Source organism: Micromonospora sp. C97 (genome assembly GCF_018070385.1).
Classification (GTDB): domain Bacteria; phylum Actinomycetota; class Actinomycetes; order Mycobacteriales; family Micromonosporaceae; genus Micromonospora; species Micromonospora parva.
Window position 1 is genome coordinate 85,884 of record NZ_JAGPXU010000020.1, and the last position, 19,616, is coordinate 105,499.

Here is a 19,616-nt window from a genome sequence, read left to right on the forward strand (position 1 = left end):
CATGCCGGCGGCGGGTTCGACCAATCGAAGCAGCCCACCTTCGTTTCGGGGACGCCGTCGCGCCAACCGCCGGCTGACGGCAGACGCCGGTGCACCGACAACGCCGGTGGCCTGACGGCACCGTCCGCGCGATCCCGGACGCCCCCGCCCGTGCGCTCCCGGACGACACCGTCCGCGCGCTCTCGCCGACGTCAGGTCCGATTGCCGCCAGACACCCCGGGGGGTGGCGCGGCAGTGTCGACGACATGCCAACGACGAATCCAGCGGCGACCAGCGGCGCCGTGACGTTTGCCCACTGGTACGACTTCGCCGAGGGCGGCCCCGTGCACCGCGCGCTGCTGCCGTTCCCGTCGACGGCGCCCGCGCCGTTCGAGGTCGCGCGCTGGTCGGTGGCCCCGAACACGTCCAACGACCTCGATGTCCATCGGTCCCGCGAGGTGTGGATCATCGTGTCCGGAACCGGGACGTTGACGTTCGCCGACCAGACGGCGGTGCTGCGGGCCGGGGACGTCACGGCGTTCGAGAGCAGGGTGCCGCACCAGATTCGCAACGACGGACCGGACCCGCTCGTCGCCGTCTCCGTCTACTGGCTGCCGGCCGGCGACTGACGCCCACCGGAAGGCGGGGGAACACGAACCGGGAAGACGCCTCGACGGGCCCTCGTCACACGCGGAGAGGCAGAGCACCCGCTTACTACGACGGTTAGTAGGCTGTGCCGGTGACCGAGGCAACGACCGGGTGGATCCGGTGAATTCGCCGGTGGACGGGCTCGTCGCGACCGTACCGATCGTGCTGTCGCTGCTCGTCGCGGTGTGGGCGCTGGTGGCGGCGGTACGCCACCGGCCGCCGGACCGGGTGCAGTTCGTCGGTCTGGCCGTACTCGAAGTGGCGTTGCTGGTGTTGACAGTGCTGGCGCTCGTCGCGGTCGGTGGCGGGGAGCGGCCCGGCGAGCCCGGCGCCTTCTTCGGCTACCTGGTCACGCTGGTGTGCCTGCCGCCACTGGCCTGGGTGCTGGCCCGGATGGAACCGACCCGCTGGGGCTCGGCGATCGTGTGTGCGGTCTGCCTGGTGGCCCCGGTGGTGGTGGTCCGGTTGCAGCAGACCTGGGAGGTGCTCGGTGGTTGAGACGGAGCAGGCCCCCCGGCGTACGAACTCCGGCCCGGGTCGGCTGTTGATCGCGGTCTACCTGCTCTTCGCGATCGCGGCGACGAGTCGGGCCGGCCTGCAGATCGCCACCAAGTTCGACGAGGCCCCGGTGGCGTACCTGCTCTCCGGGGTGGCCGCGCTCATCTACATCGTGGCGGCGATGGGATTGGCCCGCGCCGGGCACGCCGGCCGGCGGGTCGCGCTGGCATGCTGCTCCGTGGAACTGGTCGGGGTGGTCGCGGTCGGCATTCTGAGCCTGGTCGACAGGGAGCTGTTCCCGGACGAGACGGTCTGGTCGGGGTTCGGCAGCGGGTACGGCTACATCCCGCTGGTGCTGCCGGTGCTCGGCCTGCTCTGGCTCTGGCGCACCCGCCGCGCGCCGGCCTGACCCGGCGACGAGGGCGTCCCGCCGAGCGGAGCGCCCTCGTCGGCAGCGCGGGTCAGTCCCGGGGGCCGCCCGCGACGTAGATGACCTGACCGGAGACGAAGCCGGCACCCTCGCTCGCCAGGAACGAGATGGTGTGCGCGACGTCCTCCGGCCGACCCGGGCGACGGACCGGGATCTCGGCGGCGGCGTGCTTCTGGAAGTCGTCGAAGTCGACCTTCATCCGGGCGGCGGTGGCGGCGGTCATGTCGGTGACGATGAAACCGGGTGCTACCGCGTTCACTGTCACCCCGAACGGACCCAGTTCGATGGCGAGCGTCTTGGTGAAGCCCTGCAGACCCGCCTTGGCGGCGGCGTAGTTCGCCTGGCCCCGGTTGCCCAGCGCGGAGGTGCTGGAGAGGTTGACGATCCGCCCCCACCTGCGGTCCACCATGTGCTTCTGGGCGGCCTGGCTGAACAGGAACGCGCCGCGCAGGTGCACTCCCATCACCGTGTCCCAGTCGGCGTTGGTCATCTTGAACAGCAGGTTGTCGCGCAGCACTCCGGCGTTGTTGACCAGCACGGTGGGCGCGCCCAGCTCGGCGGCGATCCGGGCCACCGCCGCCTCGACCTGGTCGCGGTCGGAGACGTCGGCGCCCACCCCGAGCGCCCGGCCGCCGGCGGCGGCGATGGCGTCCACCGTCTCCTTGGTGGCGGCCTCCTCGATGTCGACCACGGCGACGGCCATTCCGTCGGCGGCCAGCCGCCGGGCGGTGGCCGCGCCGATGCCGCGTGCGGCTCCGGTGACGATGGCGACGCGGGGCTCCTCCGACATGATTACCTCCCGGTAACGTGGGGTCGATCGAAGGAGCTTAACCTTCCACTGCTAGTTATCGGTGACGACCATGGCCGGATCCACGACACACCGGATCGCCGTGCCTCAGAAGCCCCGGCCCCGGCAGAGCCGGATCCACCGGTATCCGTGGCCGGAGACCTTCACCGCGCCGAGCTTGCCCAGCTCGCCGTAGCCACGGTCGGCGAGCACGTCGGTCGGCTGGTCCGCCTCCGGCTCGAGACTGCTGAGGTCGACCTCCACGTCGTCGGTGCCCAGGTTGTGCACGAAGACCATCGTGCCCGTCGACCCGTCGGCCCGGTGCGCGAGCACTCCGGGCGGCATCGCCACGTCGATGTGGGTCGTCGAGCCGGAGCCGATCTCCGGAGCCTCCCGCAGCGTACGGATCATGCGCTCGAACCAGCCGAGCAGCGACTTCGGGTCGCCCCGCTGGGCGGTGACGTTGACGTTCTGGTAGCCGAACTCACCCTTGTCGATCACCGGACGGACCAGCTTCTCCGGGTCCGCCGTGGAGAAGCCGGCATTCGGCTGGAACGACCACTGCATCGGGGTACGGATCGCCTCCCGACCGGGCAGCGACAGGTCCTCGCCCATCCCGATCTCCTCGCCGTAGCGCAGCACCGGCGTGCCGCGCATCGAGAACTGCAGGGCGTACGCCAGCTCGATGCGCCGCCGGTCGTTACCGAGCATCGGGGCGAACCGGCGACGGATGCCCCGGTCGTAGATGCGCATGTTCTCGTCCGGGCCGAACTGCGCGTACACCTGGTTGCGTTGTTCGGTGGTGAGCCGGGACAGGTCGATCTCGTCGTGGTTACGCAGGAAGGTGGCCCACTGCCCGCCGACCGGCAACTTCGGGGTGTCGCGCAACGCCTCGATCAGCGACTCCGGGTCCTGCCGGGCGAGGGCGAGCATGAGTCGGCCGTTGAGCATGAAGTCGAAGAGCATGTGGATCCGGTTGCCGGAGCCGCTGGCGTCGCCGAAGAACGTCGGTAGCTGGTCCGGCTCGACGTTCGCCTCGGCCAGCAGGACGGCGTCACCGCGACGCCACTGGACGTGCTGGCGCAGCTCGGTGAGGAACTCGAAGTCCTTCGGTGAGTTCGCGTTGCCGGGCTCGGTCAGCTCGATGATGAACGGCACCGCGTCCATTCGGAAGCCGGAGACACCGAGCTGGAGCCAGAACGACATGATCTTCTTGACCTCGGCCCGGACCTGCGGGTTGGCGAAGTTGAGGTCGGGCTGGAACTTGTAGAACCGGTGGTAGAACCACGCCTTGGCGGTGCGGTCGTAGCTCCAGGTCTCCTTCTGCTCGCCGGGGAAGACCATGCCCTGGTGCCGGTCGTCCGGTTCGGTGTCGGACCAGACGAACCAGTCCCGGTACGGCGAGTCCGGCGACGAGCGGGCGGACTGGAACCACGGGTGCTCGTCGGAGGTGTGGTTGACTACCAGATCGATGATCACCCGGATGCCCCGGTTCTGCGCCTGGTGCAGCAGCTCGGCGAAGTCGCCGAGGGTGCCGAAGCGCGGGTCCACGTTGTAGAAGTCGGTGACGTCGTAGCCGTCGTCGCGGTTCGGTGACGGGTGGATCGGGTGCAACCACAGGCAGGTGACCCCGAGCCGGGCCAGGTAATCCAGCCTCCCGATCAACCCACGGATGTCACCGACCCCGTCGCCGTCCGAGTCGGCGTACGTGTCGATGTCGAGGCAGTAGACGACGGCTTCGGAATACCAACGGTCACCCATGCCGGAGAAACATCTCCGATCGATCACCGCGGCAAACCCTTGGTTATCGTGCCTGTCATGGGAAACGACCTGGTACCGCCGAGCGAACCGTTGGACTGGTCCCGGGGTGCCTGGCTGCACCCGCCGGTACGCGTCGAGGAGGGCCCGGCCGGTGAGCTGCTCGTCGAGCCGGCGGCGGACAGCGACTTCTGGCGCAGGACCAGCTACGGCTTCGTCCACGACAACGGACCGGCCCTGCTGGCACCGCTGCCGGTGGACACCGCCATGGAGGTGAGCTTCCGGCTCGACTTCTCGGCGCAGTTCGACCAGGCCGGTGCGTTCGTCCGCGTTGACGAGCGCACCTGGACCAAGGCCGGCGTCGAGATCAGCGACGGGGAGGTGCAGCTCGGCGCGGTGGTGACCAGGGAGTTCTCCGACTGGTCGGTGGGGCCGGTGCCGGAGTGGGCGGGTCGGGAGGTGACCGTCCGGGTCAGCCGGGCCGGCGACGCGCTGACCGTCCGCGCCCGGGTCGACGACGAGCCGTGGCGACTGGTCCGGCTCGTCCCGCTGGATCCGGCGGCGGACGCGGTGGCCGGGCCCTTCTGCTGCGCCCCGTCGCGCGCCGGGCTGACAGTGGTGTTCACCGGCTGGCGGCAGGGGCCGGCGGACACCGCCCTGCACCCCGAGGTGTAACGACCGCTCCGGTGGGTATGACCGTACGATCCCGAGCACCGACGCGGAAGGACGACAATGGCGTACGCCCAGGCTGGCGACCCGTCCGAGTTCACCGGGTTGACCGGCTGGGTGGCTTCGGTGATCGAGGCGATGGGCCCGGTCGGCGTGGCGCTGCTGGTGGCGTTGGAGAGCATCGTCCCGCCGATCCCCAGCGAGGTCGTGCTGGCGCTCGCCGGTTTCCTGGCGCACGAGGGTCAGTTCAACGTCGTGGTGGTGGTGCTGGCCGCGACGGTCGGCTCGCTGGTCGGCGCGTTGGTGCTCTACTGGCTGGGCGCGGCGCTCGGCGAGGATCGACTCAAGCGCTGGTTGGACCGCATCCCGTTGGTGGACAGCGACGACCTGGAGCGGGCCGACAGGTGGTTCGAGCGGCACGGTCGGTGGGCGGTGCTGATCGGCCGGGTGGTGCCGGTGGTCCGCAGCCTGGTCTCCGTGCCGGCCGGGGCCAACCGGATGCCGCTGGGCGAATTCATCCTGCTCACCACCATCGGCAGCGGGGTGTGGAACGGTCTCATCGTGGGCGCCGGTTACGCGCTCGGGAGCCGTTGGCAGGACGTCGCGCGCTACAGCGACTGGTTCAACTACGCGATCGGCGCCGTCTTCGTCGTCATGGTGGTCAGTTGGGTGATCCGTAAGGTCCGCAAGCGTCGGGAGCGCGGCGACCGGCGGTCGGTGACCGCCGGCCGCTGATCCGAGCTACCGGTTACCGCTGACTTGTGAACAAGCGTCAGCCTGGGCTGTCAGGGCAGAGTGTCCAGGTGTGGGCCCACCGTGTTGGCGAAGCCGTTGCCGTTGCTGACGTCCCAGTTCACCGACCAGGTCATCGCGCCCCGGATGCCGGGGTACGTGCGCGGCGGGCGGAAGCTGCCGCAGTTGGTGCCCCGGGCCAGGCAGTCCAGGGCGGCGTTGACGACGCTGGGCGCGACGATGCCGCCACCGGCCGCACCCGCTCCGGCGGGCAGGCCGAGGCCGACCTGGTCGGGGCGGAGCCCGGCCTCCAACTGGATGCAGGCCAACGCGACGATGAAGTTCACGGTGCCCTGGCCGTACGCGGCGTTCTGGTCGCAGCCGAGCATCGCCCCGGAGTTGTAGAACTGGGTGTTGACGACGGTGAGGATGTCCTTGATGTCGAGCGCCAGCTTGAAGTAGCCGCCGGCCGGGTTCTGCATGTCGATCGTCTGCGGGGCCATCGCGATGATCAAGCTCGACCCGACCTTGGCTCGCAACGCGCGCAGCGCCTGCGCCATGTACGTCGGGTTGAGGCCGTTCTCCAGGTCGATGTCGATCCCGTCGAAGCCGTACCGGGCGATCAGCGCGGCGGCCGTGTCGGCGAACACGGTGGCTGACGCGGCGTCGTTCACGGTGACCCGGCCGGTCTCACCGCCGACCGAGAGGATCACCCGCTTGCCCCGGCTGTGCAGGGTGCGGACGTCGTTGGTGAAGTCCGCGTCGGTGTAGCCGCCGAGCGACGCGGCGAGCCCGGGGTCGATGCCGAAGGTGAGCGCGCCGGGTGTCGACGTGGCCTCGGCGAAGGCGACGGCCACCAGGTCGTACTCGGCGGGCACGTCGCGCAGCCGCAGCTCGACGGCCGGGTTGTCGAAGTTGTGCCAGTAGCCGGTGAGCAGGTGCTTGGGCAGGTCACCGGTGGGCGGGTCGGTCGGCGGCGGGGTGGTCGGCGGCGGCGTGGTGGGCGGTGGGGTGGTGGGCGGTGGGGGGGTGGGCGGCGGCGTGGTGGGCGGGGTGCCGCCGCCGCAGGCCGCGCCGTTGAGCTGGCAGCCGCTCGGCGAGCCGGAGCCGCCGGCCAGGAAACCGAAGGAGACCGAGGCACCCGGGGCGATGACGCCGTTCCAGGACCGGTTGGTGAAGGTGTGCCGCTGGCCCGCGGAGGTGAGCAACGCGTCCCAGTAGCTGCCGAGTGTGGTGCCGGACGGCAGGTCGAAGGTGAGGCTCCAGCCGTTGATGGTCGAGCCGCCGCCGTTGGTGATGGTGTACTTCCCCTCCCAACCGGAGCCCCAGTCGGCGGTCTTGACGAAGCTGGCGGTGACTCCGGCGGCGTACGCGGGCAGCGCCACCCAGGCTGCACTGAGTGCCGCCACCAGGGTGGCGACGAGGGACAGGACAAGGGTTCTGGAGCGTTTCATGCGACCCTCCGGGCCCGGGGCGGGCATTTATGGACGTCAACGTTGGCGCTAATTATTAAGACAGTTAACTGTTTCTGTCCAGGGGTCGACACGGATGCGCGGGCCGCCCGTCGCGTGACCATCGCGACGGGCGGCCCGGGACACCCCGGTCAGCGGCGGAAGGTGAACCAGTTGACGTTGACGAAGTCGTTCGGCTGGCCACTGGTGAAGGTCAGGTACACGGAGTGCCGACCGGTCACTGCTCCCACGTTGCCGGGCACCGAGCGCCAGCTCTGCCAGCCGCCGGTGTTGCCGATCGCGAAGCTGCCGATCGGCGTGGCAGTCGGGCTGTCCAGCCGTACCTCCACCAGGCCACTCACCCCGCTGCCCGCGCCGGAGGCCACCCGCGCCACGAAGTCCCGCGCCGAGGTGGAGCCGAACTCGACGTTGTCGTAGCGAACCCAGTCCCCGTTACGCAGCGCCCCGATGTTCTGCCCGCCTTCGGAGCACGCCTCCACGATCACGCCGTTCTGCGCATTGAACGACTCGGCCTGGATCTGCGCGTACGCGTCCCTCGTGCCGCCGGGTGGCGGCGTGGTGGGCGGCGGGGTGCTGCCGCCGCCGCGCTGGTACACCGCCACGTAGTCGACGAGCATCGGCCGCCCTGGGACGGTGGCAGGGGTCGGCGTGCCGCTGCCGGCCACGCCGTTCGGGAAGGCCCCACCCATCGCGACGTTGAGCAGCAGGAAGTAGCCCGCGTGCGAGGTCATCTGCGACCAGGCGGACGCACCGACCTGGCTGGACGTGACGGTGTGGTAGAGCTGCCCGTCGACGTACCAGCGCAGTTGTTGCGGGCTGATCGAGGCGTCCCACTCGAACCGATAGGTGTGGAACGCGGACTGGCAGCTCGCGCCCGGGCAGGCCCGGGACGCGCCGAGGCCGTTGGACTCGTTGCACGGCCCGCCCGGTGCGACGCCGCAGTGCAGCACGCCCCAGACCGAGTTGATGCCGTTGACGTTCTCCATCACGTCGAACTCACCGATGCCCGGCCAGTTCTGGTAGTTGCCCCGGTAGGGCGCGCCGAGCGCCCAGAACGCCGGCCAGTAGCCCGCAGCTGCGGCACCGGTGACGTTCGGCATCTGGATTCGGCCCTCGATGGCCAGCACGCCGCCGGCCGGGGCCTTGAAGTCGCTGCGCACGGTCTCGATCCGGGCGGAGGTCCAGCCGCCACCGCTGTCGCGCAGCGGCGTGATCCGCAGGTTGCCGCCACCGTCGTGGCTGACGTTGGCGGTGCTGGCGGTGTAGTTCTGGATCTCGCCAGTGCCCCAGTTGCCCGGGCCACCGGGATAGCTGTGACCGGTGTCGATGATCCAGTTGGCGGACGACGGCAGGCTGCCGGCCGCGCCGGTGAAGTCGTCGCTCCAGACCGTGCTCCAGCCGGCCGGGGGTGACGGCACGGCCGCCTGCGCGGTGACGGTGGCGGCGGCCAGGACGGTGGTGGTGGCGACGAGCAGGACGGAGGCCAGCCGCAGCCGACGTCGGACGAGTGGGGCGGCGGGGGCCGCTGAGGGAGGTGGCATGGACGTGCCTCTCTGCGGGGGACGGATCGAGAGAGCGCTCTCTCAGAGTTGTACGTCCCGTCCACACAGTTGTCAACGTCGATCTATGTCGGCAGTCGGAGTTGCCTGCGGGCGGCGGAGCACCGCCTGCTCGATGGCCGACCAGACGCTGGTGGTCACCAGGTAGATCACCGCGGCGAGCGGCAGCACCAGCGCCACCAGCACCGTCGTGAACGGCAGCAGGGGCAGCAACCGGCCGAGCGTGGCCGCACCCGGCCCCTCGGTCGGCGTACCGGCCACCGTGCCCACCGCCGCCGACGCCCGGCGGGCCCGCCGCGACGACCACCAGGCCACCGCCAGCAACACCACGAGCAGTACGCCGAACAGCGGCCCGGCCGCCCCGGTCAGCCCGTCGCTGAGATGGTGACCCAGCCGCACCCCGGCCAACCGCTCGTCCAGCAACCCGGTGCCACCCTCGCTGGTGCTGAACAACCGGTACAACACCAGCAGGAACGGCGCCTGGAGGAGCAACGGCAGGCAGCCGGCGATCGGGTTCGCGCCGGCCTCGCGGTACAACGTGAACACCTCGCGCTGAAGCGTCGCCGGGTCGTCGGCGTACCGCTGCTGAAGGTCGCGCACCTGCGGGGCGAGCGCCGCGCGACGCCGCTCGCCGCGGACCTGCGCGACGGTCAGCGGCGAGATCAGCAGCCGGACGGCGATGGTGAAGAGCACGATGGCGGCGGCGGTCGCCGCGCCGCCGGCCAACGGTTCTAGCAGCTCGGTGAGCCAGGACAGCGCGCTGCCGGCAGCGCCGACAACGTCGTGCAGTGGTGCGAAGGCAAGCATGGGAAACCCCTCGGTCCGATTCCGGTGAGGCCCTCCCCCGGGCGGCGTCCGCTCAGCGAGGGGGCCGGTGACGGCGGGATCGGCCGCGCGGCGGCGGGGCGCTACGCGGCCGAGGGGTGCCCCGGAGCACGGGGACGAGGGCGACCGGCGGCATCCGGGTCGATCTGGCGGGGCATTCGGCGACTTCGGGAGCGGGCCCGCAGACCAGCCCACCGTGGCCCGGCACCGGACGCGCCCGCCCGGTCCCGCACCCGGGCCGCCAGCACCACCGCGAGCAGCACCAGGGCGGTCAATGCGGCACCCGCGAGCAGGTCGGCCGGGCGGCCCGCGAGCAGGGTGAGCTGGGCGAACGCGGACATCCACGCGACCCCGACAAAGCCCAGCAGCACCGGCACGGGCTCAGCATAGGACCCGCTGTCACGTCGCCCAGCCGAATCCGGCGGCCCGACCCCAGTACGACGTGTCGCCGCCACGTTTCCCGGCATCGCCACGTTGGGTAACCAACGGCGGACCGACGCGGACGGACCGCGAACGGTGGAAACGGACGGGTGATGTCGATGACCGGTCAGGTGGCCGAGGTGCCCAGCGACATGGCTGCGGCGACCGGATTGCTCACCGTGGGTGTCGAGGAGGAGTTCCTGCTCGTCGACCCGCACACCGGGGCTGCGGTTCCGGCCGTGGACCTGGTCATGGAGCAGGTTCCGGCCGAACTCCGCGGGCAGGTGGAGCGGGAGTTCCAGACCAGTCAGATCGAGATCGGCAGCCCGCCCGGTCTGGAGCTCTCGTCGATCCGGCACTCCCTGGGCGTCCTGCGTCGGGCGCTCTCCGACGCCGCCGAACGGGCCGGCGTACGCCTGCTCGCCATCGGCACCGGCCCGGTGGACGGCCCGGTGCCACCGGTGGTGGACAAGCCCCGCTTCGACCGGATGATCGAGCGGTTCCGGCTGCTCGTTCCCGGCCCCGGCAACAACGGGATGCACGTGCACGTGGGGGTGCCCGACCCGGACACCGGCGTGCAGGTGCTCAACCACGTCCGGCCGTGGCTGCCGATGCTGCAGGCGGTGACCACCAACTCGCCGTTCGCCCGGGGCGAGGACACCGGCTACGCCAGTTGGCGCTCGGTGGAGTGGGAGCGCTGGCCGTCGGTGGCGCCGACGCCGTTCCTGGAGTCGCATGAGCACTACCAGCGGCTGATCCGCCAGTTGATCTCCACCGGGGTGATGCTGGACGAGGGGATGCTCTACTGGTACGCCCGGCTGTCGGCGAAGTACCCGACGGTGGAGCTGCGCATCGGCGACGTCTGCCCGTCGGTGGACGACGCGGTGCTGGTCGCCGCCCTGGTCCGGGCGCTGGTGGCCACCGCGATGGCGGATGTCGAGGCCGGCCGCCCGGCGTTGCGGACCGACCACCACCTGCTGGTCGGCGCGCACTGGCGGGCCGCCCACGACGGCCTCGAGGGTGAGGGCGTCGACGTCACCACGGGCGAGCTGGCCCCGGCCTGGGAGCTGCTGGACCGGTTCGTCGAGCGGATGCGGCCGGCGCTGGAGGAGCACGGCGACTGGGCCGAGGTGACCGACCTGCTGGCTGGGCTGCGCCGGCACGGCAGCGGCGCGGCACGGCAGCGCGCCGTGTTCGAGCGCACCGGCCAACTCACCGACGTGGTGCAGGACGTCGCGCGGCAGACCCGCGGCTGATCGTCGCGTGACAGGATGAACTCGTGGCCCAACGGCTGATCGTCATCGGCGGGGACGCCGCCGGAATGTCGGCGGCGTCCCAGGCCCGACGCCGCCGTGGTCGCGACGACCTGGAGATCGTGGTCTTCGAGCGCGGCCACTTCACCTCCTACTCGGCGTGCGGAATCCCGTACTGGATCAGCGGGCTGGTGCCCGACCCCGAGGCGCTGATCGCCCGCGATCCGGAGGTCTTCCGCCGGGAGCACGCGATGGACGTCCGCATGCGCCACGAGGTCACGACCATCGACCTGGAGCGCCGCGAGGTGGTGGCCCAGAACCTGGAGGACGGCGGCGAGGTCCGTGAACGCTTCGACGACCTGATGTACGCCACCGGCGCGGTGCCGGTGAAGCCACCGTGGGCGGTCACCGACGCGCACGGGGTGTTCGGCATGCAGACCCTCGACGACGGGGCGGCGCTGCGCGACTGGCTCGACGCCGACCCTCAGCCGCGCCGGGCGGTGGTGATCGGCGGCGGATACATCGGCGTCGAGATCGCCGAGGCCATGATCCAACGCGGCCTCTCGGTGACCCTGGTGGAGGCGGGCGAGCAGCCCATGTCGACGGTGGACAGCGACATGGGCGAGCTGGTCGCCGACGCGATGCGCGGCCTCGGCATCACGATCCGGGGCAGCCTGCCGGTGACCGGCCTGGAGGAGCACAACGGCCGGGTGTCCGCCGTGGTCACCGAAGAGGGGTCGATCCCGGCCGACGTCGTCGTCCTGGGTCTCGGTGTACGCCCCAACACCGCGCTCGCCGAGGCGGCCGGGCTGCCTCTCGGGCCGACCGGAGCGATCCGGGTCGACCGTCGGATGCGGGTGCCCGGGCTCCCCGGGATCTGGGCGGCCGGCGACTGCGTGGAGACCCTGCACCGGGTCAGCGGGCTGCCGGTGCACGTGCCGCTCGGCACGCACGCCAACAAGCAGGGCCGGGTCGCCGGGATCAACATCGGCGGCGAGTACGCCACCTTCACGGGCGTGATCGGCACGGCGGTGACCAAGGTCTGCGACCTGGAGGTCGGTCGGACGGGTCTGCGCGAACGCGACGCCAAGGCTGCCGGCTTCGAGTTCGTCTCGGTGATCGCCGAGTCGACCAATCGGGCCGGCTACTACCCCGGTTCGCGGCCGATGACGGTCAAGCTGATCGCCGAGCGTCCCAGCGGCCGGTTGCTCGGCGCGCAGATCGTCGGTTGGTCCGAGGCGGCCAAACGGATCGACACGCTGGCCGTGGCGCTGTGGAACGGCATGACGGTGGACGATATGACGCAGCTGGACCTGGGCTACGCTCCGCCGTACGCGCCGGTGTGGGATCCGGTGCTCATCGCCGCCCGAAAAGCGGTCGACGCGCTCGCCGCGCTCGACCGTTGACCCGCGCCCGCCGTGGAGGACCACCCCGTGACCCAGACCCCGACCCGGCCGACGACGCGTCGGCGCCCCACCATGGTCGACGTGGCCCGGCGGGCCGACGTCAGCCTGAAGACGGTCTCCCGGGTCGTCAACGACGAGCCGGTGGGGCAGGAGTTGGTCGGCCGGGTGCTGGCCGCCATCGCCGAGCTGGGCTTCCGGCGCAACGACATCGCTCGTAACCTGCGCTCCCGGCAGCTCAACGCCACCGTCGGGCTGCTGATCGAGGAAATCGCCAACCCGTTCTACGCGACCATCGCCAGCGTCGCCGCCGAGATCGCCGCCGCCCACGGCACCATGCTGATCACCGCGTCCTCCGAGGAGGACCCGGAGCGGGAACGCGCCCTGCTCCAGGACTTCACCCAACGCCGGGTCGACGGTCTGCTGGTGGTGCCGGCGGGCCTCGACCACTCGTTCCTGCGGCGTGAGGTCGAGCTGGGCATGCCGGTGGTGTTCCTGGACCGGCCGCCGCAGGGGCTGCAAGCCGACGCCGTGCTGTTGGACAACCGGGGCGGCAGTCAGGCCGGGGTCAACGCGCTGCTCGACGAGGGGCACCGGCGGGTCGGGCTGCTGCTCGGCGCGCCGAGTGTGCCCACCATGCGTGAGCGGCTGACCGGGGCCCGGGCGGCGCTGGACGCCGCCGGAGTCGAGCCGGACGATTCGCTGGTCCGCGAACGGCTCATCGCTCCCGAGGAGGCCGGGCGGGCGGTCGCCGCGCTCCTCGACCTCCCGGAGCCGCCCACCGCGTTCTTCTGCGCCAACAACCGGCTCACCGTCGGTGCGCTCCAGGAGTTGCACCGGCGGGGCAGTGACGCCGCGCTGGTCGGCTTCGACGACTTCGAACTGGCCCACCTGATGCCCCGGCCGCTGACCGTCGTCGCGTACGACACCCGGGAGCTGGCGAGGGTCGCCACCGAGCGACTGTTCCAACGGATAGCCGGCGACGACACCCCGCCCTCCACAACGGTCCTCCCCACCACCCTGCTGAAGCGCGGCCTCCCCTAACCCCTCCCTCCCCCGGCCCCGCACCCACACCGCACCCCACCCCACCCCACCGCACGCGCGATCTTGCGGTTTCTGTTGTCGCTTTGTCGGCATATCGCCCGCTCTGCCGGGACAGAAAGCGCAAGATCGCGGAGGTGGGGAGGGGCGGCGCGGGCAGGGTCAGGCGGGGTTGGTGGTGAGGAGGGCTTCGACCTCGGCGCGGGTGGGCGGGTTGGCGCCGCGGCGGGCGCAGGTCAACGCGGCCACCGTGGCGGCCCGCCGGAGGACCACACCCCACTGCGGCCCGGTCACCGCGGCGAGCCGGTCGGCTGGCCGGTCACCGAGCGCGTCGAGGTCGGCCAGCGCGGCCAGCAGGCCACCGGTGAACGAGTCGCCGGCACCGACGGTGTCGACAACAGTGGTCCGCACCGCCGGCTCCTCGTGCAGCGAGCCGTCGGGCGCGAGCAGCCAGGCACCCTCGCCGCCCCGGGTCACCACGGCGCAGGACACCCCGGCCGCCCGCCACTCGGTCATCACGTCGGCCAGCGACCGGTCCGGGTAGAGCCAGGCCAGATCCTCGTCGCTGGCCTTGACCAGGTGCGCGAGGCGGATCTGCCGGCGTACCCGCTCCTGCTCCGCCGCCCGGTCCGTGACGATGCTCGGCCGCAGGTTGAGGTCGATGGAGACGGTGAGCCCGTCCCGCTGGCGTTCCCGGGCGAGCAGGCCCTCCAGCACTTCCGCACCGGGGGCCAGCGCGAGCGCGAGGGATCCGGTGTGCAACGCGACCGCCGGTGTTCCGGCCAGTTCGGGCAGCTCGCGCGGCGTCCACTGCCAGTCCGCCGCACCGGCCAGCCGGAATTCGTAGCTGGCCTGCCCGGCGGCGTTCAGCGTGGCCACCGCCACCGACGTGGGCTCCTCGGCGTGCACCGCCCACCCCAGGTCCACCCGGTTGGCGCTCAGGTGCTCGACGAGCTGCCGACCGTACTCGTCGTCGGCGAGCCGGGCCAGCAGTCGTACCGGCTGGTCGAGCCGGGCCAGTGTGACAGCGACGTTCGCCGGGGAGCCACCCGGCACCGCCCGCTGACCCTCGGCGGTGACGACCAGGTCGATCAGTGCCTCACCCGCGACGACGATCACGCGGTCACCTCCCCCGGTGCGAGCGGGCCGGGGCCACCGAGCCCGTCGGCCGCGCGGGACAGCAGTACCGCCTGGTAGGCGTGGTAGACGTCCGGTCGGCCGTGCCAGACCGTGCCGGCGGGCCGGTTCTGCGCGTCCAACTCGTGCCGCCATCCGGTCTGGTCGATGAGACTGCGGCGGGCGTACGCCCAGAAGGCCCGGTACCAGTCGAGGTAGACCGCGTCCCCGGTGCGCCGGTGCAGGGTGATCGCCGCACCGACGGCCTCGGCGAGCACCCAGTGCATCCGGGAGCGCACCACCGGCCGGTCGTCCCAGTCGATCGTGTAGACGAAGCCGTCCGCGCCGTCGGCGGCCCAGCCGCGACGCACGGCGGCGGCGAACAGGGCGCGGGCGTCGGCGAGCAGCCAGCGGGGTGGCTGCGGCAGCACCGCCTCCAGCTCCAGCAGCAGCCGGGCCCACTCCAGCCAGTGCCCGATGGTGGAGCCGTACGGCCGGAACGGGTCGGCGGGCTGGTCCCGGTTGTAGTCGGGCAGCGGCGACCAGTCGGTGGTGAAGTGTTCGGGCAGCCGCCAGTCGTGCCGGGCCGCCTCACCGTGCACGAGGTGGGTGGCGATCCGCAGGGCCCGGTCGGCCCAGCTCGCGTCGCCGGTGGCGGCGGTAGCGCCGAGGAACGCCTCGACCATGTGCATGCTGCTGTTGGCGCCCCGGTAGTCCTCGGTGACCGTCCAGTCGCGGTTCCACGACTCGCGGACCGCCCCGGCGTCCTCGTCCCAGAACCGGTCCCGCACGACGGCCAGCACGTCCGCGAGCAAGCGGTCCGCGCCGGGCCGTCCGGCGCGCGCCGCGCTGGAGGCGGCGAGCAGCACGAACGCGTGGTCGTAGCCGGCCTTGCGGTCGTTGACGGGTGCGCCCTGCTGGTCCACCGCGCTGAACCAGCCGCCGTACCGGTCGTCGCGCAGCAGCGTGCTGAGCGCGGCGACCCCGTGGTCGACCAGGGCGGCGGCGTCCGGGTCGCCGTTGCGATGGGCGAGGGCTGCCACGTGGGTCATCCGGCAGGTGATCCAGGTGTGGATCGGTTCGCCCCGATCCGGGGTGCGGTCGTCGGTCAACCACCAGAAGCCGCCCTCGGCCCGTACCGAGCGGCGGGCGGTGTCGAGCAAGGTCCGGGTCTGGTCGGCGAGGAAGTCGTCCAGATCGGGCAGGTCTGTCGACCCCGCCGGAGCGGGGGTCGTTGCGGCGTCGGATCGGGGCACGTCGGTCATCTCAGCTGGTCACCGTTGGGTAGGAAAGGGACATACGGCCAGGATCGGCGGACAGACCGGGTCCGCGCCGGGAAACCGTCAAGGGGACACCGCGAACCGGGTGCGGTAGGGAGAGGATCATGCACACAATCCCTTCCCTTTTGTCCGTTGACATCGTTGTCACCGGTCAACCCTGCTCCGGCAGCCGGCCGACTGTCAATTCCGGCTGCGTCACACCACAGCGGGACAGCTTCGGTCAGTAGTAGTCGTCGATCGGCCGACGTGCCTCCTCGAACAGCGCCGGCCCCTCGTACCGGACCGGGGGCAGCGCCGGGGTGGGCGGCTTGACCTCCTCGAACTGCTCGCTGGACAGCGCGTACACCACCCGGCCGAGGCCAGACCGCTCGATCGCTGTCGCACACATCCCGCAGGGCTGGCAACTGGTGAACATGGTGGTGCCGGCAGCCACCTCGGGCGGAAGCTCCCGGGCCGCCCAGACGGCCAGCTTCAACTCCGGATGCGCGCTGATGTCCGCGTCGGAGACCACCGTGTTGTGGTCCTCGACCAGGACCACGCCGGCCGCGTCGACAAGCAGCGAGCCGAACGGCCGTTCGCCGGACGCCCCAGCCCGCCTGGCGATCTCCACGGCCTGGCGGAGAAACTTCTCGTCGTCGGGGGTCATCGATCCTCCTCGCCAATCTGCACCCGTCCACGCTAGCCACTGTGGACCGGCACAGGAACGCCGTGACAGCCCAGGAGGACCAGATGGATCTGCCCGAGGGACTTGACTGGGTACGCGGATCACCCGCCGGTCGCGCCTGGCTGGCCACCCTCCCGACGTGGCTGGCGGAGTGCGCGCAGCAGTGGTCGCTGCGACTCGACCCACCCTTCCGGTACGCGTACGCCTCGCTGGCGCTCCCCGCTCAGCTGCCCGACGGCACGGCGGCGGTGCTGAAGCTCCAGTACCCCGACGAGGAGAGCCGGCACGAGGCCGACGCGTTGGCCCACTGGGACGGTGACGCGGCGATCCGCCTGCTCGCCCACGACCCCGGGCGGCGCGCCCTGCTGCTGGAACGCTGCCAGCCCGGCACTCCCCTGCACGACCTTCCGCCGGACCGGGCGCTCGACGCGGTGATCGGGCTGCTCCCCCGGCTCTGGCGACCGGCCGGCGCGCCGTTCACCCCGCTGGCGCAGGAGGCCGCCGGCTGGATCGACCGGATGCCCCGGGCCTGGGAACGGACCGGCCGGCCGTACCAGCGGCGGCTGCTCGACGCGGCGCTCGACCTGCTCGGCGACCTGGCGTCGAGCCAGGGTGAGCAGGTGCTGGTCAATCAGGACCTGCACGCCGGCAACGTGCTCGCCGCCGACGCGCTCCCCGGCGACCGGGGGCCGTGGCTGGCGATCGACCCGAAACCGCTGACCGGGGAACGGGAGTTCTCGGTGGTGCCGATGGTGCGCGGCCAGGAGTTGGGGCACTCACCGGCCGCCGTCCGGCACCGGCTGGACCGGCTCTGTGCCGAGCTGGGGCTGGACCGGGAGCGGGCTCGGGGTTGGACGATCGGGCACACGCTGGCCTGGAGCGTCGCCGACGACGTTGTCTTTGCGCAGAATATCGAGGTGGTCCGCTGGCTGCTCGACGCCGACTGAAGCCGCTCAGCGTCAGGACGACCGGCTCAATCCACCTGACAGGTACGACACCAGTAGAGGTTGCGCCCGGCAAGCTCACCACGGCTGATCTCGGTGCCGCAGACGTGGCAGGGCGCCCCGGGGCGGCGGTAGACGTACACCTCGCCACCGTGCCGGTCCACCCGGGCCGGGCGGCCCATCGCCTCGGGCAGGTGCGCATCGCGGACCGTGTCGATGCGGCCGTGCTCCACGGCGAGCCGCATCAGCCCGACCAGGTCCGCCCAGAGCGCGTCCCAACCGGCTCCGGTCAGCTGCCGGCCGGGCATCGTAGGCGACAGCCCGGCCCGGAACAGCGCCTCGGTCACGAAGATCAAGCCGGTGCCGGCCACCACCGACTGGTCCAGCAGCAGCGCGGCGAGAGGTGTGGCACTGCGCGAGATCCGGGCGTACGCCCGCTCCGGGTCGGCGTCGCCGCGTAACGGATCCGGCCCGAGGCGGTCCCGCAGTGCCGCCACCTCGGGCGGAGTGAGCAGCTCGCAGGCCGTGGGGCCACGCAGGTCGAGCCAGTGCCGGTCGCTGGCCAGCCGCAGCCGCACCTGGCCGACCGGCTCCGGCGGCTCCCCCGGCCCGTCGGCGAACTTGCCGTACAGCCCGAGGTGTACGTGCAGGGTCAGCTCACCGGCGTAGTGGTGCAGCAGGTGCTTGCCGTACGCCTCGGTGCCGTCCAGCACGGTCCCGGAGAGCCGGGCCGCACCCTCGGCGAAACGACCCTGCGGGCTCGCGGCGTGCAGCTTGTCCCCGGCGAACAGCTCGGCGTGCCGGGCCGCCAGGCGGTGGATCGTGTGTCCCTCTGGCACGGGTGCCAAGGATAGCCAGTCCCGCCCGGCCCGGGCCGCGCGCCGATCAGGGCCCGCATCAGCCGGGCTCGGCGCTCGTACCCAGGATTGGTGTCAGGAAACGCCCAGGTGGGTATTTGAGGTGCGATACCGCGTGGGTGCCACCCTTTCCGTCGGCCACCACGCATTCATCAGGAGGTGTGTAGTGGTCAGGATTCCTTCGCTGTCCCGCCGGTCCGAGCCGGCACCGACGCGGGACGAGAACCTCGACGGCCGCGTGGACGGCCGCGACACCGCGGTCACCGGGACCGGCCCGACCGGTGACAACGCCGGCCGGCCGGTGGTCACCGACCGCGACGCCGACCAGACGACGTACCGCAGCGCGGGCGCCACCGACGGTCAGACCAGTGAGGCCGAGCGGCGGGCCAACGAGCGGGCGGCGGTTGCCCGCGCCGCCACCGCGCGGCCGGTGGAGCCCGAGCCCCGGGCCGGCACCGCTCGCCCGGTCGCGCCCGAACCGTCCAACGGCGCCACCCGTCCCGTCGCACCCGAGCCCGTGTCCGGCACGACCCACCCGGGCGCCTCCCAGGCCCGCACCGGCACCGCAGAGACTGCGGAGACCGACGCCCGGCCCACCGTCACCCCGAGCACGGCACGCACCGCCGAGCGCGACAGCGTCACCCGGCGGCCCGACACCACCGACCGGGCCACCACGGACCGCCCCGTCGACCCGACTCCGGGCGTCACCACGCCCGAGCCGCCGGTGACGCGGGGCCCGAAGCCGCGGGCCAGCCTGCTCGCCACGCTCGGCCTGATCGTCTCGGTCGCCGGCGCGATGTTCGTGCTGACCGGCACCCTGGCCGGGTACGGCATCGGCCTCGGCGCGTTCGGTGCGGTGCTCGCGGTGCTCGGCCTGATGGCCACCCGCCGTCGGCACGTCGCCGGCACTACCGACGCGCTCTTCGGCGTGCTGATCGGGTTGGCCGCGGTCGTGATCGGGGTGCTCGCGATGACCGGCCAGTTCGACTGGCCGACCACCGACGGCGACTGGGTGCAGCGCTTCCGCGAGTGGCTTGACTCACAGTTTGTCGATCGTTTCTAGCGGGCACTGTTCCGCTCGCCGGTGATGCACCGGCGAACAGCCGGCGGTTCGCCGGCAGCCCGACCAGTCCGGTGGTTCACCGGCCGGGCGACACCCTTTCAGGGGCGGCGGTTCGCCGCCCCTGAAGTGTGTCCGGGGGTTGACAGTCCCTCGACAGGGACGACGACGACTTCCCCGGCGCAGCGACGCCGCCGGATGGGCGAGCGGCCCGTCGCCGG

The 19,616-nt window shown here is 71.9% G+C and carries 20 protein-coding genes; 10 read left to right on the forward strand and 10 right to left on the reverse strand.

Translation table 11 applies throughout. From position 1 onward, the window contains the following. The first annotated feature begins 245 nt into the window (after positions 1-245). The 3 genes from KBX26_RS23180 to KBX26_RS23190 all read left to right on the forward strand — a co-directional run bounded on the left by KBX26_RS23180 (position 246) and on the right by KBX26_RS23190 (position 1,534). The gene (locus KBX26_RS23180) at positions 246-608 is read left to right on the forward strand and encodes a cupin domain-containing protein (RefSeq protein ID WP_210866412.1); all 363 of its coding nucleotides are present in this window, start codon (positions 246-248) and stop codon (positions 606-608) included. Between the two features lie 139 nt (positions 609-747). After that, positions 748-1,125, forward strand: coding sequence for a hypothetical protein (locus tag KBX26_RS23185; RefSeq protein WP_374224321.1), 378 nt, complete (start codon positions 748-750; stop codon positions 1,123-1,125). Then, positions 1,118-1,534 (forward strand): hypothetical protein, encoded by a 417-nt coding sequence (locus KBX26_RS23190; RefSeq protein WP_210866413.1) that lies wholly within the window; start codon positions 1,118-1,120, stop codon positions 1,532-1,534. Before KBX26_RS23185 ends, KBX26_RS23190 begins: the two co-directional genes overlap by 8 nt. Before the next feature lie 52 nt (positions 1,535-1,586). On the opposite strand, the gene fabG is transcribed toward KBX26_RS23190, so the two are convergent. Together fabG and KBX26_RS23200 are read right to left on the reverse strand one after the other, a co-directional pair. After that, complete coding sequence (gene fabG, locus KBX26_RS23195) at positions 1,587-2,345, reverse strand: 3-oxoacyl-ACP reductase FabG (RefSeq protein WP_210866414.1); 759 nt, start codon at positions 2,343-2,345, stop codon at positions 1,587-1,589. Positions 2,346-2,450: 105 nt separating this feature from the next. Then, positions 2,451-4,103, reverse strand: a complete 1,653-nt coding sequence (locus KBX26_RS23200) for an alpha-amylase family protein (protein WP_210866424.1) — start codon at positions 4,101-4,103, stop codon at positions 2,451-2,453. Between the two features lie 57 nt (positions 4,104-4,160). On the opposite strand from KBX26_RS23200, the gene KBX26_RS23205 reads away from it, so the two are divergent. Then, complete coding sequence (locus KBX26_RS23205) at positions 4,161-4,775, forward strand: DUF1349 domain-containing protein (RefSeq protein ID WP_210866415.1); 615 nt, start codon at positions 4,161-4,163, stop codon at positions 4,773-4,775. A 57-nt stretch (positions 4,776-4,832) separates the two neighbouring features. Further along, positions 4,833-5,504, forward strand: coding sequence for a DedA family protein (locus tag KBX26_RS23210; protein ID WP_030333084.1), 672 nt, complete (start codon positions 4,833-4,835; stop codon positions 5,502-5,504). A 50-nt stretch (positions 5,505-5,554) separates the two neighbouring features. Here the strand turns inward: KBX26_RS23210 and KBX26_RS23215 are convergent, their stop codons facing one another. The 4 genes from KBX26_RS23215 to KBX26_RS23230 all read right to left on the reverse strand — a co-directional run bounded on the left by KBX26_RS23215 (position 5,555) and on the right by KBX26_RS23230 (position 9,734). Beyond that, positions 5,555-6,955: a chitinase gene (locus KBX26_RS23215; RefSeq protein ID WP_210866416.1), complete on the reverse strand. Its 1,401-nt coding sequence runs from the start codon at positions 6,953-6,955 to the stop codon at positions 5,555-5,557. A 149-nt stretch (positions 6,956-7,104) separates the two neighbouring features. Continuing rightward, complete coding sequence (locus tag KBX26_RS23220; RefSeq protein ID WP_210866417.1) at positions 7,105-8,514, reverse strand: carbohydrate-binding protein; 1,410 nt, start codon at positions 8,512-8,514, stop codon at positions 7,105-7,107. Between the two features lie 72 nt (positions 8,515-8,586). After that, a complete protein-coding gene (locus KBX26_RS23225; RefSeq protein ID WP_210866418.1) occupies positions 8,587-9,339 on the reverse strand; it encodes a YidC/Oxa1 family membrane protein insertase in 753 nt (250 codons plus the stop codon). 101 nt (positions 9,340-9,440) lie between these two features. Further along, positions 9,441-9,734 (reverse strand): DUF6412 domain-containing protein, encoded by a 294-nt coding sequence (locus KBX26_RS23230; RefSeq protein WP_245233654.1) that lies wholly within the window; start codon positions 9,732-9,734, stop codon positions 9,441-9,443. A 162-nt stretch (positions 9,735-9,896) separates the two neighbouring features. Here KBX26_RS23230 and KBX26_RS23235 point away from each other — a divergent pair, with 162 nt between their 5' ends. Genes KBX26_RS23235 through KBX26_RS23245 form a run of 3 tightly spaced genes read left to right on the forward strand, consistent with a single transcriptional unit; the run spans position 9,897 to position 13,477 of the window. Further along, positions 9,897-11,033, forward strand: a complete 1,137-nt coding sequence (locus KBX26_RS23235) for a glutamate--cysteine ligase (RefSeq protein ID WP_209444569.1) — start codon at positions 9,897-9,899, stop codon at positions 11,031-11,033. A 23-nt stretch (positions 11,034-11,056) separates the two neighbouring features. After that, entirely contained in the window at positions 11,057-12,436 is a 1,380-nt protein-coding gene (locus KBX26_RS23240) for an FAD-dependent oxidoreductase (RefSeq protein WP_030333073.1), read from the forward strand. A 27-nt stretch (positions 12,437-12,463) separates the two neighbouring features. After that, entirely contained in the window at positions 12,464-13,477 is a 1,014-nt protein-coding gene (locus KBX26_RS23245) for a substrate-binding domain-containing protein (RefSeq protein WP_030333071.1), read from the forward strand. Between the two features lie 159 nt (positions 13,478-13,636). Here KBX26_RS23245 and KBX26_RS23250 read toward each other — a convergent pair whose 3' ends face one another. The 3 genes from KBX26_RS23250 to KBX26_RS23260 all read right to left on the reverse strand — a co-directional run bounded on the left by KBX26_RS23250 (position 13,637) and on the right by KBX26_RS23260 (position 16,516). Further along, positions 13,637-14,593, reverse strand: coding sequence for a carbohydrate kinase (locus KBX26_RS23250; protein WP_030333069.1), 957 nt, complete (start codon positions 14,591-14,593; stop codon positions 13,637-13,639). Beyond that, a complete protein-coding gene (locus KBX26_RS23255; RefSeq protein WP_030333068.1) occupies positions 14,590-15,855 on the reverse strand; it encodes an AGE family epimerase/isomerase in 1,266 nt (421 codons plus the stop codon). Before KBX26_RS23255 ends, KBX26_RS23250 begins: the two co-directional genes overlap by 4 nt. 235 nt (positions 15,856-16,090) lie before the next feature. After that, on the reverse strand, positions 16,091-16,516 hold the full coding sequence (locus KBX26_RS23260; protein WP_030333066.1) for a nucleoside deaminase: 426 nt from the start codon (positions 16,514-16,516) through the stop codon (positions 16,091-16,093). Between the two features lie 83 nt (positions 16,517-16,599). Between KBX26_RS23260 and KBX26_RS23265 the strand changes: the two genes are divergently transcribed. Beyond that, positions 16,600-17,481, forward strand: coding sequence for an aminoglycoside phosphotransferase family protein (locus KBX26_RS23265; protein ID WP_030333064.1), 882 nt, complete (start codon positions 16,600-16,602; stop codon positions 17,479-17,481). Between the two features lie 26 nt (positions 17,482-17,507). Here KBX26_RS23265 and KBX26_RS23270 read toward each other — a convergent pair whose 3' ends face one another. After that, complete coding sequence (locus KBX26_RS23270; protein WP_210866419.1) at positions 17,508-18,317, reverse strand: Fpg/Nei family DNA glycosylase; 810 nt, start codon at positions 18,315-18,317, stop codon at positions 17,508-17,510. A gap of 184 nt (positions 18,318-18,501) precedes the next feature. Here KBX26_RS23270 and KBX26_RS23275 point away from each other — a divergent pair, with 184 nt between their 5' ends. Then, positions 18,502-19,398, forward strand: a complete 897-nt coding sequence (locus tag KBX26_RS23275) for a thrombospondin (RefSeq protein ID WP_307857887.1) — start codon at positions 18,502-18,504, stop codon at positions 19,396-19,398. The last annotated feature ends 218 nt before the right edge of the window (positions 19,399-19,616 follow it).

What these genes read in the sequence shown, in the direction of transcription:
- KBX26_RS23205 (WP_210866415.1), top strand. Translation starts at nt 4,161, where the DNA reads ATGGGAAACGACCTGGTACCGCCGAGCGAACCGTTGGACTGGTCCCGG.
- KBX26_RS23255 (WP_030333068.1), bottom strand. Translation starts at nt 15,855, where the DNA reads ATGACCGACGTGCCCCGATCCGACGCCGCAACGACCCCCGCTCCGGCG.
- KBX26_RS23180 (WP_210866412.1), top strand. Translation starts at nt 246, where the DNA reads ATGCCAACGACGAATCCAGCGGCGACCAGCGGCGCCGTGACGTTTGCC.
- KBX26_RS23265 (WP_030333064.1), top strand. Translation starts at nt 16,600, where the DNA reads ATGGATCTGCCCGAGGGACTTGACTGGGTACGCGGATCACCCGCCGGT.
- KBX26_RS23225 (WP_210866418.1), bottom strand. Translation starts at nt 9,339, where the DNA reads ATGCTTGCCTTCGCACCACTGCACGACGTTGTCGGCGCTGCCGGCAGC.
- KBX26_RS23235 (WP_209444569.1), top strand. Translation starts at nt 9,897, where the DNA reads ATGACCGGTCAGGTGGCCGAGGTGCCCAGCGACATGGCTGCGGCGACC.
- KBX26_RS23260 (WP_030333066.1), bottom strand. Translation starts at nt 16,516, where the DNA reads ATGACCCCCGACGACGAGAAGTTTCTCCGCCAGGCCGTGGAGATCGCC.
- KBX26_RS23210 (WP_030333084.1), top strand. Translation starts at nt 4,833, where the DNA reads ATGGCGTACGCCCAGGCTGGCGACCCGTCCGAGTTCACCGGGTTGACC.
- KBX26_RS23220 (WP_210866417.1), bottom strand. Translation starts at nt 8,514, where the DNA reads ATGCCACCTCCCTCAGCGGCCCCCGCCGCCCCACTCGTCCGACGTCGG.
- KBX26_RS23200 (WP_210866424.1), bottom strand. Translation starts at nt 4,103, where the DNA reads ATGGGTGACCGTTGGTATTCCGAAGCCGTCGTCTACTGCCTCGACATC.
- fabG (WP_210866414.1), bottom strand. Translation starts at nt 2,345, where the DNA reads ATGTCGGAGGAGCCCCGCGTCGCCATCGTCACCGGAGCCGCACGCGGC.
- KBX26_RS23215 (WP_210866416.1), bottom strand. Translation starts at nt 6,955, where the DNA reads ATGAAACGCTCCAGAACCCTTGTCCTGTCCCTCGTCGCCACCCTGGTG.